The organism is Pandoraea anhela (assembly GCF_902459655.1).
In the GTDB taxonomy this organism is placed as follows: Bacteria; Pseudomonadota; Gammaproteobacteria; order Burkholderiales; family Burkholderiaceae; genus Pandoraea; species Pandoraea anhela.
Window position 1 is genome coordinate 24,289 of record NZ_CABPSB010000005.1, and the last position, 14,213, is coordinate 38,501.

The following is a 14,213-nucleotide window of genomic DNA, read 5'->3' on the forward strand; positions in this document are numbered from 1 at the left end:
ACAACGCAATAACGCCATGAAACTCGACGTCAAGATTCTCGACGAACGCCTGCGCTCGCAACTGCCCGCCTACGCCACGCCGGGCAGCGCCGGGCTCGACCTGCGCGCCTGCCTCGACGCGCCGATGACCATCGCCCCGGGCCAGACGGTGCTCGTGCCGACGGGGCTGGCCATCCATCTCGCCGACCCGGGCTACGCCGCGCTGATCCTGCCCCGCTCGGGCCTTGGCCACAAGCACGGCATCGTGCTGGGCAATCTGGTCGGTCTGATCGACTCGGACTATCAGGGGCAGTTGATGGTCTCGACGTGGAACCGCGGCAGCGAGCCGTTCGTGCTGAACCCGTTCGAGCGTCTCGCACAACTGGTGATCGTGCCGGTCGTGCAGGCCGAGTTCAACATCGTCGACGAATTTCCCGAAAGCGATCGCGGCGCAGGCGGCTTCGGCAGTACCGGCAAGCATTGACGCCGTGACGCGTCCCGAAACGCCATAAAAAAAGCGCCGCATCTGCGGCGCTTTTCGTTTGCGCGGGTCGCCGATTACTCGACTTCGGCCGCTTCCGGCTGCGCCTTGGTGTTGCCGTCCTCCGGGAAGGACAGTTGCACCTGATCGTGCTCGTCGAGATCCACGCTCACCCGCCCACCGCTCGTCAGACGCCCGAACAGCAGTTCGTCTGCCAGCGCACGACGGATCGTGTCCTGAATCAAACGCTGCATCGGGCGCGCGCCCATGAGCGGATCGAACCCCTTCTTCGACAGGTAGGCACGCAGCTTGTCGGTGAACACCACCTCGACCTTCTTCTCGTGCAACTGGTCTTCCAGCTGGATGAGGAACTTGTCGACCACGCGCAGGATGATCTGCTCATCGAGCGGCTTGAAGCTGATGATCGCGTCCAGACGGTTACGGAACTCGGGCGTGAACATGCGCTTGATGTCGGCCATTTCATCGCCGGCCTGACGCTCGTTCGTGAACCCGATGCTCGCGCGGTTGATCGTCTCAGCCCCCGCGTTCGTCGTCATGATGATGATGACGTTGCGGAAATCCGCCTTGCGACCGTTGTTGTCCGTCAGCGTACCGTGGTCCATCACCTGAAGCAGCACGTTGAAGATGTCCGGATGCGCCTTCTCGATTTCGTCGAGCAGCAGCACGCAATGCGGCTTCTTCGTGATCGCCTCGGTCAGCAAACCGCCCTGATCGAAGCCCACGTAGCCCGGGGGCGCGCCGATCAGTCGGCTCACCGCATGGCGCTCCATGTACTCCGACATGTCGAATCGAATCAGCTCGATACCGAGCGTGAACGCGAGTTGCTTGGCGACTTCGGTCTTGCCGACGCCGGTCGGCCCGGAGAAGAGGAACGCGCCGATCGGCTTGTCCGTCTTGCCCAGCCCGGCACGCGACATCTTGATGGCGGCCGACAGCGCGTCGATGGCCGGGTCTTGCCCGAACACCACGCTCTTGAGGTCGCGATCGAGGGTCTGAAGCTTGCCGCGGTCGTCTGCCGACACGCTCTGCGCCGGAATCCGTGCGATTTTCGAGACGATTTCCTCGATCTCGCCTTTGCCGATGGTCTTCTTCTGCTTCGACTTCGGCAAAATGCGCTGCGCTGCTCCGGCTTCATCGATCACGTCGATGGCCTTGTCCGGCAGATGACGATCCGTGATGAACTTCGCCGACAACTCGGCAGCCGCCGACAACGCACTCGACGAATACTTCACGCCGTGATGCTCTTCGAAACGCGACTTGAGGCCGCGCAGAATCTGCACCGTCTGCTCGACGGTCGGCTCGTTGACGTCGATCTTCTGGAAGCGGCGCGACAACGCTGCGTCCTTCTCGAAGATGCCGCGATACTCGGTAAAGGTCGTCGCGCCAATGCACTTCAACTGCCCCGACGACAACGCCGGCTTGAGCAGGTTGGAGGCGTCGAGCGTGCCGCCCGAAGCGGCACCCGCGCCGATCAGCGTATGAATCTCGTCGATGAACAGGATCGCGTTGTTGCGCTCCTTGAGCTCCTTGAGCACAGCCTTCAGGCGTTGCTCGAAGTCGCCGCGATACTTGGTCCCGGCCAGCAGCGCGCCCATGTCCAGCGAGTAGACGGTGGCGTCCTGCAAAATCTCGGGGACTTCGCCGCGCGTGACGCGCCAGGCGAGGCCCTCGGCAATGGCTGTCTTGCCCACCCCGGCTTCGCCGACGAGCAGCGGATTGTTCTTGCGACGGCGGCACAGCACCTGCACCACGCGCTCGACTTCGGATTCGCGCCCGATGAGCGGATCGATCTTGCCGTCGCGCGCCATCTGATTGAGGTTTTGGGTGTACTGCGCGAGCGGGCTTTCCTTCGCGTTGGCGCCCTCTTCCCCTTCCGCACTGCCCTCGCCGGCCTTGGCCGACTCACCGGACGCGCCGGTCTTGGTAATCCCGTGGGAGATGAAGTTGACGACGTCCAGACGCGTCACGCCCTGCTGTTGCAGGTAGTACACCGCGTGCGAGTCCTTCTCGCCGAAGATCGCGACCAGCACGTTGGCGCCCGTGACTTCCTTTTTACCGTTGGAAGTGGACTGCACGTGCATGATCGCGCGTTGAATCACGCGCTGAAAACCAAGCGTGGGCTGTGTATCGACCTCGTCGCTGCCCGGCACCGTCGGCGTATTGTCGGCGATGAAGTTGCGCAGGTTCTGGCGCAGATCGTCGAGATTCGCCGCGCAGGCGCGCAACACTTCGGCTGCGGTAGGGTTATCCAACAAGGCAAGCAACAGGTGCTCGACCGTGATGAATTCGTGTCGTGCCTGGCGCGCTTCCATAAACGCCATGTGCAGGCTGACTTCCAATTCCTGGGCAATCATGCTTCCTCCATCACGCACTGCAGCGGGTGCCCGGACTGCCTTGCATGGCTAACAACTTGCTCAACTTTGGTCGCCGCGACGTCGCGCGTAAAGACCCCACAAACTCCCCTGCCCTCGCGATGAACCTTGAGCATGATCTGCGTGGCAGACTCCCGGTCCTTATTGAAATATTCCTGAATGACCATCACCACGAACTCCATCGGGGTGAAATCGTCGTTCAACAGTACCACCTTGTACATGGACGGCGGCTTGAGCTGTTGCTCTTGCCGCTCCTGTACGGTGTCGTCATGCGTTGTCGGTAAGGTTGCCATACGTGGATTCTAAACAACTCCCGGGTGCAGGAAGCAATCGGAGCTCCTATTGCCGCCTGCCGTCCGGTTGTCCACCGGCGTGCCAACACTCGTCGTTCAGCGCGTGCGTTGTCCAGCAAGGCGCTGCAGCCCCGACCACCGGGGGTGCCACACCCATATGAGTCAGCTTAACCCAAATTTCAAGGTCGTGTCTCCGCACGCCTTATGCCCTACAAGATATAAGGGTAAAACCTGATCGAACGTAAGTTCTATCGTTCAAAAAGGGCTTGACACTATTGGCAGTTAGCGAAAACAATCGAACTGGCGCTTTTCCTCTATAAGTGATTTAAAAGAAAAGATGCCTGGGTGAGCCTAGGAAGCCGTCGCCAGCCGGCGGTTTTTTCAGATGTGCTCGTTGTTGCGGTGATATGTAGTAGTCGTAATTGTTTAGGGGAAGTTTGTATGGCAACCGGTACGGTCAAATGGTTTAACGATGCCAAGGGTTTTGGTTTCATCACGCCGGATGAAGGTGGCGAAGATCTCTTCGCGCACTTCTCCGCGATCCAGATGAACGGCTTCAAGACCCTGAAGGAAGGTCAGAAGGTGCAGTTCGAGGTCGTCCAGGGCCCGAAGGGCAAGCAAGCGTCGAATATTCAGGCGCCGAACTAAGGCGGTCGCTTCCGACGCATTGGAAACCCGGCTTCGGCCGGGTTTTTTATTGCACCGCAACAAAACATGTGAAAAGGCGCATTGTGTTTGGATCCGTTTTTGCATGCAAAAAGCAACGCAACTTTCCGCTCTCGTGACGAATATTTACGGTATTAAACTGCGCTTAATACCTTATAAAACTATATTCATCGCAATATTCCACTCAGTTATTAAAATACCGCTTGCGAATCTCGGGTTGCGGAAACCAATTACGCAATTCCCTGAATTGGCTAAGTAATCCTACGCAGTCTGCGTGTCGTCAATACCATAAACACGGCGTGTTAAGTCGCGAAAAAGAATAATCTTTTAACGATTACGAAATGCCGCTATGCTGCATAAGTACCGCTCACGCGACGCATCGCCTGTTTCATCGTTGAATTTTATGAATCGAACGATTCATTTCATTTCGTCTCGTTTCCCGATGGTGCATCGGGCGCACTGCAACGGGGCGCGGCGTGTCGTGCAAACGCCACGGGCCAACGGCGGGAAGCCCATCCGGCAGCCCGTTTGGAAAGTTTTCCCTAATGCGCGGCGCGTTGCCTGCGTCGGCAACGCCGACTACACGACGCCGCGAAGATCGACGTAGACTTTTTCCGCCTCGATACGAATCGGGTACGTTCTCAAGCCCTCCGTCAGCGGCGCACACATGGCGGTGCCGGTCCGCACGTCGAACCGGCCCTGGTGGAGCGGGCATTCGATCTCGTGCCCCTAGAGGAAGCCGTCGTAAAGACGGCAGCCCGATCACGTGACGCTGGTAGTACGGGTCGTGAAACAGCGTGTCCCGAATCCCGTAGATGCGATCGCGCAGCATGCCTTTGCGCTCGAACGAAAGCGTCGCGAGCGGCAAGCCCATCTCGAAGTACTCGCGAGGTTGAATGTGACGCGTCGACAGGGCGTTGACCTGTTGCTGGAGGATGACGCCGGGAAACAGCGTCATGAGCACAGCCGTCGGCCCCCGCCACCAGTCTTCCTGCACGATGTGCAGAAAGCGGCGCGAGAAAGTCTTCGAGCGATTCGACCTCGTGATCGAACGACGCGAAGATCACGCCGCCGCGTGTGGCGACCTTCAGCTTGGTGAGGCCGTGATCTTCGGCGCTGAAGTCTTTCGGCATGCCGCCGTTGACCTTGCCGGCCTGCTTCACACCACGCCGGAACGGCACGCCCTGCAAGTTACCTTTCAGGTCGTAACTCCACGGGTGGTACGGGCAATGGAAGTCCGTACGATTGCCACTTTTTTTCGCGGCAGAACTTCATGCGAACCTGCGAATCAACGGATGCGCGCGCTGCTGTTCGAGCGGTTCCCCGAGTGAACACGCAGGGAGCGCAAAACGAGAGCGAAGCCATCAACGGCCACGCCACGTCTCCCACAGACCGCGCCAGAACGCGTTGGCGTTTCGACGCGCGCGCCAGCGCAGATTCGGCAATGAGACGGCGAGCCATTCGGTGGCGTCGTCGAGGCGCCGCTGACCGAAGCGCTCGGGCGCGTCGAACAGATCGAGATAGGCTTGCCGGTAGTGCTGCACCATCACCGCGTCGTGATAGTACGTCTCCATCCATCGGCGCGAGGCCGCGCCGATTTGCGCGCGCAACGATGCGTTCGTCAGCAGTTCGACGAGCGGACCTTCGGCCGCTTCGAGCGGCACATCGACCCATGGCAACTCGCAGGCGCCGGTAAGACGTCGCAACTGAGACTGCACCCGATTGTCGAGATGGCCCAGCGTGGGCTTGCCCTGCGAGAGCGTTTCGAGTCCGGACAGGTGATAGTTGCCTGTGACGCACTCGTCGAGCGCGATGGCCGCGCGCTGCTTCAGACGCAAGCATTCGTCATGCGGCGTGCCCGTAATCAAACGAACGTCGCACAGCCCACGACGTTCGAGCTTGCGCAACAGTCGCAGCGTCTGCGGCGCGCCCTTCGTCTCCCAGCGCTTTCGCCATCCCGACGATCGTCCACTGGGCGAGAAGACGACGACCGGTCGCCCCGTCTCGCCTGCGCACTCCGGATGCGGCAGATAGCGCGCATCGTCGAGCGGCACGATGTTGGGCACCACGCGTGCGAAGGGATAAAAGCGCTCCGGCCCCTGTGCGATAACCAGTTGCGGCAACGGGTCGTGCACGATCCGCGCGCGCATCGACGCATCGTCGCGGCACCACAGCTCCGGCGCCGAATGAAACTGACGAATCAGCTTCTTGTTGCCGAAGCGCTTGGGGAAGTCCGCGCCGAATGTCGTTTCCATCGGAAATATCTGATGGATGTGAATGACGTCTGCCGCAGCGACGGCATCGAGCGCCTCTTGCCGCTGACGCTGCCAGTCGATGTCGACCGCAAACGTGCGCGACGCATAGGCCGCTGCGTTGAAGACGACGTGCCGCGCCGCAACGTCGGTATGCCGGTTCAACGCGGCGACGATGTTGCCCGGACTGCCCGCGACCGGCGTGTGGGAGAGGTGAACGACCTTCATGCGCACAGTCTATTGCGCGAGCGCCCGCGCCAAATTACGGTGGCCGGGGCTAACGCTTACGCACCGTTACGGCGGTAACACGGGGAAAGCGCCGCCGACCGCCCCCACCGCCAGCCACGACGCCCCGGTCGGGATCACGCGGCGAAACCGCCGTCGATCATCAGGCTCGCGCCGGTCACGAATGCCGCGTCTTCGCTCGCGACGTACGCCACCATCGCCGCAATTTCCTCCGGACGCGCATGACGTTTGAGCGCCATCTGGCTGTGCATCAACGCAGCGAACTCGCCCTCGGCCGGGTTCATGTCCGTGTTGGTCGGCCCGGGCTGCACGTTGTTCACGGTGATGCCGCGCGGTCCGAGATCACGAGCCATGCCCTTGACCAGGCCGACTAGCGCGGACTTGCTCATGGCGTAGGCCGAGCCGCCCGGAAACGGCATGCGCTCGGCGTTGCACGATCCGATGTTGATGATGCGGCCGCCGTCGCCCATATGGGCAAGCGCCGCCTGCGAGGCCACGAACACCGAGCGGACGTTGACGTTAAGCATCCGGTCGAAATCCTCCAGGGGAAGCTCCGCAACGGACGCCATCGTGAATACGCCCGCATTGTTGACGAGAATGTCGATCTTGCCGAGTTGCCGGGCCGCGTCGTTCACTGCCCGGGTCAGTGCCGCCGCGTCGGCGGCGTCGGCGCGCAGGGCGACGGCGCGTCCCCCGGCCGCCTGAATCCGCGCAGCCAGCGCCTGCGCTGCGGCCTCCGAGCCGTGATACGTAAAGGCGACTGCCGCGCCGTCGTCGGCAAGCCGTTGCACCACGGCCGCACCGATACCGCGCGAGCCGCCCGTCACGAATGCCACCTTGCCGTGAAATTGCGTTGCCATGAAGTTGCTCCTGAACGTTGGGATGTCATTGCAGTATTCACCTTCGATTACCGCGCATCTAGACCATAATGCTGAACATCACTTTCAACCCGATGGAACAGATGACGTATGGACGCTCTGCATCTGATCGAATCGTTCGTCCTGAGCGCGCGCGCCGGCAGTTTTTCTGCGGCAGCCCGGCGCCTTGGAATCACGCCTGCGGCGGTGAGCAAGAACGTGGCGCGTCTCGAAGCGCAACTCGACTTGCGGCTGTTCCACCGCAGTACGCGCAGCCTCACGCTGACAGCGGGCGGCGAGCGCTTTCTGCTCGATGTGGACGGCCCGTTCGCGGCATTGACGGACGCCTTTTCGCGCGCGTCCGAGCGGGAAAACGCGCCGTCCGGAACGCTCAAGGTGAGTGTCGCGAATGCGTTCGGGCGTCAGTACCTGTTGCCGATGCTCGGCGAGTTTCTCGCGCGTTACCCGGACATCGTGCCCGACTGGCGGTTCGACAATCGAGGGGTCGATGTCGTGAGCGAGGGTTTCGACGCGGCGATCGGGGGCGGCATCGAACTCACGCAGGGCGTGATTGCCCGGCGGCTCGCGCCGACATATGGGGTGATGTGCGCGTCGTCGGCCTACATGGCCGGACGTCAGCCCCCCAAGCATCCCGCCGAACTCGCGACGTTTGACGCCGTCGTGCGGCGCTCGGGTAATTCGGGACGCTTGCGAGCCTGGGACCTGCGCAACATCGACGGCGAGCGTGTGACCGTCGAGGCGCGAACCCGCATGATCTTCGACGATCCCGAGGCGATGGCGCATGCCGTCGCGCTCGGCTACGGCGTGGCATTGCTGCCGATGCCGCATGCGGCGCCGATGCTTGCAGCCGGACACATTCAGCGGCTGCTTCCGGGCTGGTTCGACGAGTACGGTGGCATATCGATCTATTACGCCAACAAGAAGCAATTGCCGCTGCGTACCCGCGCGTTCGTCGACCACGTGGTGCAATCGTTCGAGCAGCAACGGCTCGCCGCGCGCTTCGATTGGCGGTGGGACGGTGCACAGGGACAGTGATGCGGTCATGCGGCAATGCGCTTGCCAACCGTGCGGCCCTCGGTCGTCGGTAGGGGAAACCAACGCCCAACGCTCGACGGGGTCGCAGCTTTCAGCAATGCGCGAAGACGCGCATACGCTGCGCCTTGCGTTGTGCCGCTTCGTGCACTGTAATGAAAGCGTCTTGCCGACGCCGTGTTCCGGGGGAAGAGAACCTCCCTGGCGTTGGCGGGCATTCGCTGGCCCTGGGGGGTGGGAGATCCGCGATGGACACCACCGGTATCGCATTGCGCGCGGCGACGCTTGTCGTCTGCGCGCTCGGCATGGGCGCGGCACGCGCGGCGCCCACGTTCCCGCCCGCGACCCTCGAGGTCGAGGCCGCCGTCAATCAGAAGATTGCGATCTGGGAGCAGACCAATCACAGCGTGCTATGCCGGGACCTCGGCACGCCGACATTCGAGCTGGATTCGGGACCGTCGTTGGGTGAGGTGACACCGGAGTGGATCACCTATACCGTGCCGGCGGGGCAGCGCTGCGAGGACATGAAGTTCTCGGGCATGATCGTGTGGTATCGGGCCGGGCCGACACCGGGCACCGATATCATCGTCTGGAAAGTCGGCTTCCCGCGCGAATTCGGCAGCCACACGCCCAACACCGGCGAGCATCGCGTCACGACGAAAGTGCTGATTCGTTAGCGCAACGCTCCCGTTGCGGATTTTCGAGACCGGGGATTATCCGACGCCCGCAGGCGTCGGACGTCAAGCGTGCGACGCGTTACATGTTCTCGATCATCACCTCACCGAAGCCGGAGCAGGAGACTTGCGTCGCACCTTCCATCAGGCGGGCGAAATCGTACGTGACTTTCTTCGAGAGGATCGATTTTTCCATCGATGCGATGATCAGATCGGCGGCCTCTTTCCATCCCATGTGACGCAGCATCATCTCGGCCGACAGAATTTCCGACCCCGGATTCACGTAGTCCTTGCCCGCGTACTTCGGCGCCGTGCCGTGCGTTGCTTCGAACATCGCAACGGAGTCGGACAGATTCGCGCCCGGCGCGATACCGATGCCGCCGACCTGCGCGGCCAGTGCATCCGAAATGTAGTCGCCGTTCAGGTTCAGTGTGGCAATCACGTCGTACTCGGCCGGACGCAACAGAATCTGCTGCAGGAACGCGTCGGCAATCGAATCCTTGAGGGTGATCTCTTTGCCGGTCTTCGGGTGCTTCACCTTGCACCACGGGCCACCGTCGATTTCCGTGGCGGCGAACTCCCGCTTCGCGAGTTCGTATCCCCAATCGCGGAACGCGCCTTCCGTGAACTTCATGATGTTGCCCTTGTGCACGAGCGTGACCGTATCGCGGTCGTTGTCGATCGCATACTGAATCGCCTTACGCACCAGACGCTCGGTGCCCTCGCGCGATACCGGCTTCACGCCGATACCCGACGTCTGCGGAAAACGGATCTTGTTCACCCCCATTTCGTTCTGCAAGAACGCGATCAGCTTCTTCGCGCCTGCCGATTCGGCCTCCCACTCGATGCCGGCGTATATGTCCTCCGAGTTCTCGCGGAAGATCACCATGTCGATTTTCTCCGGCTGACGCACCGGCGAGGGCACGCCCTTGAAGTACTGCACCGGACGCAGACACACATAGAGATCGAGTTGCTGACGCAACGCGACATTAAGCGAGCGGATACCGCCGCCCACCGGCGTGGTCAAGGGCCCCTTGATCGACACCACATAGTCCTTCACGGCCTGAAGCGTCTCGTCGGGCAGCCACACGTCCGGTCCGTAGATGCGCGTCGATTTCTCACCCGCGTAGATCTCCATCCAGTGAATCTTGCGCTTGCCGCCATACGCTTTTTCCACCGCCGCATCGACAACCTTGAGCATCACCGGTGTGATGTCTACGCCCGTGCCGTCGCCTTCGATGTACGGGATGATCGGATTGTCCGGCACGTTCAGGGAGAAATCCTTGTTGACGGTAATCTTCTCGCCTGCCGGGACCTTGATGTGCTGATACGACATGATGGGGCTCCAATGGGGGAACAATGAGGGAATCCAGTGGCTCGCTTCAGATCGATGGCCTCGGAACGAGGGCTTCCGATCGCCTGAATCGAATCGCGTGCTTCAAATCGCGTGCTTCAAATCGGTTACGTCGATCGGTTACGTCGAATCGGTGGCTTCGCTTTCAACGAGAACGGACAGGAACGGACGGGATGTGCCGGACGTGCCTGACCGCTTTGCATAGCGCCGCCCTATTGTAGTCACAGCATCTCGATGTGGGTATGACACGACCCAAGTCTTATATAAGACATAAGACTGAAGTTTCCGATTATGCATTAACATGTCGGCGCTGACCCGTTTCCCGCCTCCCGTATGACACTACTCGCTCTGAACAAACCCTTCGGTACGATCTGCCAGTTCTCGCCGCATCCGACACGTCCGACACTTGCAGCGTGCATCGACCTGCCGGACGTCTATCCGGCCGGAAGACTCGACGCCGATAGCGAAGGACTGTTGCTGCTCACCGACGACGGCCGCCTTCAGGCGCGCATCGCCGAGCCGGAGCGCAAGTTGCCGAAGACGTATTGGGCGCAGGTCGAGGGCGAGTACGACGAAGCGGCGCTCGCACGTTTGTGCGGCGGCCTGGACCTCGGCGACTTCGTTACCTTGCCATGCGAGGCCCGGCGCATATCCGAGCCGCAGGCGCTTTGGGCGCGCCATCCTCCGATCCGATATCGCGCGAGTATTCCGACACACTGGCTCGAAATCAAACTGATCGAGGGCAAGAACCGTCAGGTCAGGCGCATGACGGCCGCCGTCGGCAAACCCACGCTTCGTCTCGTGCGCGTCGCGATAGGCCCCGTGGACGTCTTTGCATTGAACCTCGCGCCCGGGCAATGGTGTGAACTACCGCAACAAATACTTACACTTTCCGGTCAACGAAGCCGTCGCTCGCCTCGTTGAGGGAACAGGTGCGCAACATACGCACCACTAACTGAAACGAGGAAACCAAGTCATGAACAAACTGCTGCTCGCACTGACCGCCGGCCTGATCGTGTCCGGTGCCGCGATGGCCCAACAATCGGCGCCGGCAACGGCACCTGTCGCACCGGCAGCGCCTGCAGCAGCAGCGCCTGCTACGGCGGCACCGGCGGCTGGCCATACCACCCCTGCGAAGAAGGCCACCCACAAGAAGCATCACCACAAGAAGGCCGCGAAGAAGTCGAGCCAACCCCCGGTCGGTAACAAGCCGTAATACTTACTGCCCCAAAAATCCGCGAGCGAGTTGTCAACCGATGTCCTGACCGGACGTTAAAGGAGATGACTCATTTCGCGGGTCAACGAGTACACCACCCAAACATCGAGCTTCAACGAGGAATCTCATGAAAAAACTGATCGCTGCCCTGGTCGCCGGCCTGTTCGCAACGGGCGTGTTCGCCCAAGCTTCGGCTCCGGCCGCTGACGCTGCTGCTCCGGCCGCCGCCAGCAAGGCCCCCGCAAAGAAGAAGGCTTCGAAGAAGTCGCACAAGAAGTCGGCAAAGAAGGCCGCTGCTGCTGAAGCTCCGGCTGCTGCAAGCAAGTAAGTACCGCGTCGCGCAGCCCGGCTGCGCAACGGACGGTAACAGGCAGGTTGCCCTGGCAACCTGCTTTTTTTTCGTCCGACGGCTACAATGACGCGCGACGCTTTGGACCGCCATGCCTCGTTTCAAGGGCTTTCCGACGTCATTACGATCGCATTCCTCACGCTCCCCCGATCTTCTCCAGGAGTCATTCGTGATCCGGATTTCACGTCAACTGGCCGCACTGGCCGCCAGCGCCACGTTCACCAGCATCGCCGCCGTCATGGCGCTCGCGCCGGCCAGCGCCGCAGCGCAGATCAAACAGCCCGGGGAGTTCCCGAGCATCCAGCTGTCCGCCGGCATGTATCTCATCAAGGCTGAAGTCGCCGCTAACGAACGCGACCGCGAACAGGGCCTGATGTATCGCACGAGCATGCCCGCGAATGCCGGCATGCTCTTTGTGTTCGAGCAAAGCGCCGGGCACTGCTTCTGGATGAAGAACACCAATCTGCCGTTGTCCATCGCCTTTCTCGCCGACGACGGCACGATCGTGAACATCGAGGACATGGCGCCGCAAACGGAAGACAACCACTGCCCCCGTGCTGCTGTGCGATACGCACTCGAAATGAATCAGGGCTGGTTCAAGAGCAAGAACATCAAACCGGGCGCGAAGATCTCCGGGCTGCCGCGCTGATTGCGGTACCCGTTTCGCCGGCTCCTTCCCCCGGCGATCGTGACGCAATCCTAGCGGGCGCCGCTCGATATCGCCAACGCAGCACCGAGCGAGCGTTCGAGAAAGCAATCGAGTAGCCACGGGTCGAAATGACGTCCCCGTTCGGCGAGCATCGCAGCAGCGATCTGCGCCGGACTCAGCGCGGCACGATATGGACGGTGGCTGGCGAGCGCATCGAAGACATCGACCAATGCGACGATCCGTCCGGCCAGCGCAATACGAGTGCCGGAAAGCCCATAGGGATATCCCGCGCCGTCGTAACGCTCGTGATGGGTGCGCGCGACCGTCGCCGCCAATTCGCATGCCGCGCCGCCCATGGCGCTTAGCATGTCGGCCCCCAGTTGCGGATGCATCCGTATCGTTCGCACCTCGGCAGGCGACAGCTTGCCCGGCTTCTCCAGAATTGCGTTCGGAATGCACAGCTTGCCGGTGTCGTGCAGCGCGGCGGCCAGTCCCAATGCCTGCGACTCGATTACCGACATGCCCAACGCCTGCGCGAATCGCCAGGCAAGCGCGCCGACTCGCCACATGTGTGTCGCCGTGCCGCCGCGTTTGTATTCGGCCAGACGGAAAAGGGTCCATGCCGCAGGTGGCAGGCTGCGCATGAGCCGTGCGTCGGCAAGCCAGCGACGATGCCCGGCATCGGGTGAGGTGTCGTTTGAGGCATTGTGTGAGGCATAGTGCGGCTCGTGATCGGAAACGTGACGGGAGACGTCGTGCGAGGTGTCGACGTCTCGCACGATCGGCGTATCCCGTGTGACAAGACGCGGCAAGCACGGCGCGGCGCACGTTGGCGCAGGGTCTGGCATACGGTTGTTCGAAGAGATGGAATCGCCCACTCTAACGACGCGCCCGCGTGCGAATGTTGACGAGGATCAAGCGGGCCGCAGATGCTCACGATCCGGCAGTCGCTGAAAAACAAAAAGCCCACTGCGCGCAGTGGGCTTTCGTTTTGCCGGTGTTGTCAGGCGCTCGGGTCGCGCACCTGCCGTTGCGTCTCGACGAGCACTCGTCGAAGCCGACCGACAAACTCCGGGAGTCTCGATTACGCGAAGTTCTTCGCGGCGAAGTCCCAGTTGACCAGCGTCCAGAATGCCTCGACGAACTTCGGACGGGCATTGCGGTAGTCGATGTAGTACGCGTGTTCCCACACGTCGATCGTGATCAACGGCTTGTCGGCGCCGGTCAGCGGCGTGGCGGCGTTGCTGGTGTTCACGATGTCGACCGAACCGTCGGCCTTCTTCACGAGCCACGTCCAGCCCGAACCGAAGTTGCCCACGGCCGACTTCGTGAATGCTTCCTTGAAAGCGTCGTACGAGCCGAACTTGGCGTCGATGGCCTTGGCCAGATCGCCGGTCGGCGCACCGCCGCCCTTCGGCGCCAGCGAGTTCCAGAAGAAGGTGTGGTTCCACACCTGTGCTGCGTTGTTGAACACGCCGCCCGACGACTTCTTGATGATGTCTTCGAGGCTGGCGTTTTCGAATTCGGTGCCCTTGATCAGGTTGTTCAAGTTGGTCACATAGGCTTGGTGGTGCTTGCCGTAGTGATACTCCAACGTTTCCTTGGAGATGGTCGGCGCCAGTGCGTCGATGGCGTACGGCAGTTCAGGGAGCTTGTGTTCCATGGCGATTGTCCTTTGTGCTCTGAGGGGAACCCGATTTTGCGTTATCCGGAGCCATCGATTCTAGGGCAGATGCGAAAACCCCGCAAAC

General features: G+C 61.5%; 15 protein-coding genes and 3 pseudogenes. 8 read left to right on the plus strand and 10 right to left on the minus strand.

Annotated features, from left to right (window positions below; all coding sequences use genetic code 11):
- The first annotated feature begins 16 nt into the window (after positions 1–16).
- Positions 17–463 carry a dUTP diphosphatase gene (dut, locus tag PAN31108_RS09015; protein WP_150668537.1) on the plus strand — a complete coding sequence of 149 codons (447 nt, stop codon included), beginning with the start codon at positions 17–19 and terminating at the stop codon, positions 461–463.
- Between the two features lie 74 nt (positions 464–537).
- On the opposite strand, the gene clpA is transcribed toward dut, so the two are convergent.
- A complete protein-coding gene (gene clpA, locus PAN31108_RS09020) occupies positions 538–2,835 on the minus strand; it encodes an ATP-dependent Clp protease ATP-binding subunit ClpA (RefSeq protein WP_150668538.1) in 2,298 nt (765 codons plus the stop codon).
- Positions 2,832–3,146: an ATP-dependent Clp protease adapter ClpS gene (gene clpS / locus PAN31108_RS09025; protein ID WP_010807118.1), complete on the minus strand. Its 315-nt coding sequence runs from the start codon at positions 3,144–3,146 to the stop codon at positions 2,832–2,834. The genes clpA and clpS overlap by 4 nt, the downstream gene beginning before the upstream one ends.
- 441 nt (positions 3,147–3,587) lie before the next feature.
- On the opposite strand from clpS, the gene cspD reads away from it, so the two are divergent.
- The gene (gene cspD, locus PAN31108_RS09030) at positions 3,588–3,794 is read left to right on the plus strand and encodes a cold shock domain-containing protein CspD (protein WP_150668539.1); all 207 of its coding nucleotides are present in this window, start codon (positions 3,588–3,590) and stop codon (positions 3,792–3,794) included.
- Between the two features lie 597 nt (positions 3,795–4,391).
- Here cspD and PAN31108_RS09035 read toward each other — a convergent pair.
- From PAN31108_RS09035 to PAN31108_RS09050, 5 genes and pseudogenes are all read right to left on the minus strand, one after another.
- Positions 4,392–4,565: pseudogene (locus PAN31108_RS09035) on the minus strand (Rieske 2Fe-2S domain-containing protein); the annotation flags it as partial.
- Positions 4,555–4,710 (minus strand): annotated as a pseudogene (locus PAN31108_RS26335) (salicylate hydroxylase); the annotation flags it as partial. The pseudogenes PAN31108_RS26335 and PAN31108_RS09035, both read right to left, overlap by 11 nt.
- Positions 4,702–5,087: pseudogene (locus tag PAN31108_RS09040) on the minus strand (Rieske 2Fe-2S domain-containing protein); the annotation flags it as partial. The pseudogenes PAN31108_RS09040 and PAN31108_RS26335, both read right to left, overlap by 9 nt.
- A gap of 89 nt (positions 5,088–5,176) precedes the next feature.
- On the minus strand, positions 5,177–6,292 hold the full coding sequence (locus PAN31108_RS09045; protein WP_150668540.1) for a hypothetical protein: 1,116 nt from the start codon (positions 6,290–6,292) through the stop codon (positions 5,177–5,179).
- Positions 6,293–6,426: 134 nt separating this feature from the next.
- On the minus strand, positions 6,427–7,170 hold the full coding sequence (locus PAN31108_RS09050; RefSeq protein WP_150668541.1) for an SDR family oxidoreductase: 744 nt from the start codon (positions 7,168–7,170) through the stop codon (positions 6,427–6,429).
- Positions 7,171–7,278: 108 nt separating this feature from the next.
- Between PAN31108_RS09050 and PAN31108_RS09055 the strand changes: the two genes are divergently transcribed.
- Together PAN31108_RS09055 and PAN31108_RS09060 are read left to right on the plus strand one after the other, a co-directional pair.
- Entirely contained in the window at positions 7,279–8,223 is a 945-nt protein-coding gene (locus PAN31108_RS09055; RefSeq protein WP_150668542.1) for a LysR family transcriptional regulator, read from the plus strand.
- 245 nt (positions 8,224–8,468) lie between these two features.
- On the plus strand, positions 8,469–8,897 hold the full coding sequence (locus PAN31108_RS09060) for a hypothetical protein (protein WP_150668543.1): 429 nt from the start codon (positions 8,469–8,471) through the stop codon (positions 8,895–8,897).
- A gap of 79 nt (positions 8,898–8,976) precedes the next feature.
- On the opposite strand, the gene icd is transcribed toward PAN31108_RS09060, so the two are convergent.
- Positions 8,977–10,230 carry an NADP-dependent isocitrate dehydrogenase gene (icd, locus tag PAN31108_RS09065; protein WP_150668544.1) on the minus strand — a complete coding sequence of 418 codons (1,254 nt, stop codon included), beginning with the start codon at positions 10,228–10,230 and terminating at the stop codon, positions 8,977–8,979.
- A gap of 351 nt (positions 10,231–10,581) precedes the next feature.
- On the opposite strand from icd, the gene PAN31108_RS09070 reads away from it, so the two are divergent.
- From PAN31108_RS09070 to PAN31108_RS09085, 4 genes are all read left to right on the plus strand, one after another.
- The gene (locus PAN31108_RS09070) at positions 10,582–11,172 is read left to right on the plus strand and encodes a pseudouridine synthase (protein WP_150668545.1); all 591 of its coding nucleotides are present in this window, start codon (positions 10,582–10,584) and stop codon (positions 11,170–11,172) included.
- 52 nt (positions 11,173–11,224) lie between these two features.
- Positions 11,225–11,464, plus strand: a complete 240-nt coding sequence (locus PAN31108_RS09075; RefSeq protein WP_150668546.1) for a hypothetical protein — start codon at positions 11,225–11,227, stop codon at positions 11,462–11,464.
- Between the two features lie 127 nt (positions 11,465–11,591).
- Complete coding sequence (locus PAN31108_RS09080) at positions 11,592–11,792, plus strand: hypothetical protein (protein ID WP_150668547.1); 201 nt, start codon at positions 11,592–11,594, stop codon at positions 11,790–11,792.
- A 259-nt stretch (positions 11,793–12,051) separates the two neighbouring features.
- Positions 12,052–12,462: a DUF192 domain-containing protein gene (locus tag PAN31108_RS09085; RefSeq protein WP_150668760.1), complete on the plus strand. Its 411-nt coding sequence runs from the start codon at positions 12,052–12,054 to the stop codon at positions 12,460–12,462.
- 50 nt (positions 12,463–12,512) lie between these two features.
- Here PAN31108_RS09085 and PAN31108_RS09090 read toward each other — a convergent pair whose 3' ends face one another.
- Positions 12,513–13,241: an HD-GYP domain-containing protein gene (locus PAN31108_RS09090; protein WP_174994909.1), complete on the minus strand. Its 729-nt coding sequence runs from the start codon at positions 13,239–13,241 to the stop codon at positions 12,513–12,515.
- Between the two features lie 305 nt (positions 13,242–13,546).
- Positions 13,547–14,125: a superoxide dismutase [Fe] gene (gene sodB, locus PAN31108_RS09095; RefSeq protein WP_150668549.1), complete on the minus strand. Its 579-nt coding sequence runs from the start codon at positions 14,123–14,125 to the stop codon at positions 13,547–13,549.
- Between the last annotated feature and the right edge of the window lie 88 nt (positions 14,126–14,213).

Coding starts and splice junctions, on each gene's coding strand:
- dut (WP_150668537.1), top strand. CDS start 17: ATGAAACTCGACGTCAAGATTCTCGACGAACGCCTGCGCTCGCAACTG.
- clpA (WP_150668538.1), bottom strand. CDS start 2,835: ATGATTGCCCAGGAATTGGAAGTCAGCCTGCACATGGCGTTTATGGAA.
- clpS (WP_010807118.1), bottom strand. CDS start 3,146: ATGGCAACCTTACCGACAACGCATGACGACACCGTACAGGAGCGGCAA.
- cspD (WP_150668539.1), top strand. CDS start 3,588: ATGGCAACCGGTACGGTCAAATGGTTTAACGATGCCAAGGGTTTTGGT.
- PAN31108_RS09045 (WP_150668540.1), bottom strand. CDS start 6,292: ATGAAGGTCGTTCACCTCTCCCACACGCCGGTCGCGGGCAGTCCGGGC.
- PAN31108_RS09050 (WP_150668541.1), bottom strand. CDS start 7,170: ATGGCAACGCAATTTCACGGCAAGGTGGCATTCGTGACGGGCGGCTCG.
- PAN31108_RS09055 (WP_150668542.1), top strand. CDS start 7,279: ATGGACGCTCTGCATCTGATCGAATCGTTCGTCCTGAGCGCGCGCGCC.
- PAN31108_RS09060 (WP_150668543.1), top strand. CDS start 8,469: ATGGACACCACCGGTATCGCATTGCGCGCGGCGACGCTTGTCGTCTGC.
- icd (WP_150668544.1), bottom strand. CDS start 10,230: ATGTCGTATCAGCACATCAAGGTCCCGGCAGGCGAGAAGATTACCGTC.
- PAN31108_RS09070 (WP_150668545.1), top strand. CDS start 10,582: ATGACACTACTCGCTCTGAACAAACCCTTCGGTACGATCTGCCAGTTC.
- PAN31108_RS09075 (WP_150668546.1), top strand. CDS start 11,225: ATGAACAAACTGCTGCTCGCACTGACCGCCGGCCTGATCGTGTCCGGT.
- PAN31108_RS09080 (WP_150668547.1), top strand. CDS start 11,592: ATGAAAAAACTGATCGCTGCCCTGGTCGCCGGCCTGTTCGCAACGGGC.
- PAN31108_RS09085 (WP_150668760.1), top strand. CDS start 12,052: ATGGCGCTCGCGCCGGCCAGCGCCGCAGCGCAGATCAAACAGCCCGGG.
- sodB (WP_150668549.1), bottom strand. CDS start 14,125: ATGGAACACAAGCTCCCTGAACTGCCGTACGCCATCGACGCACTGGCG.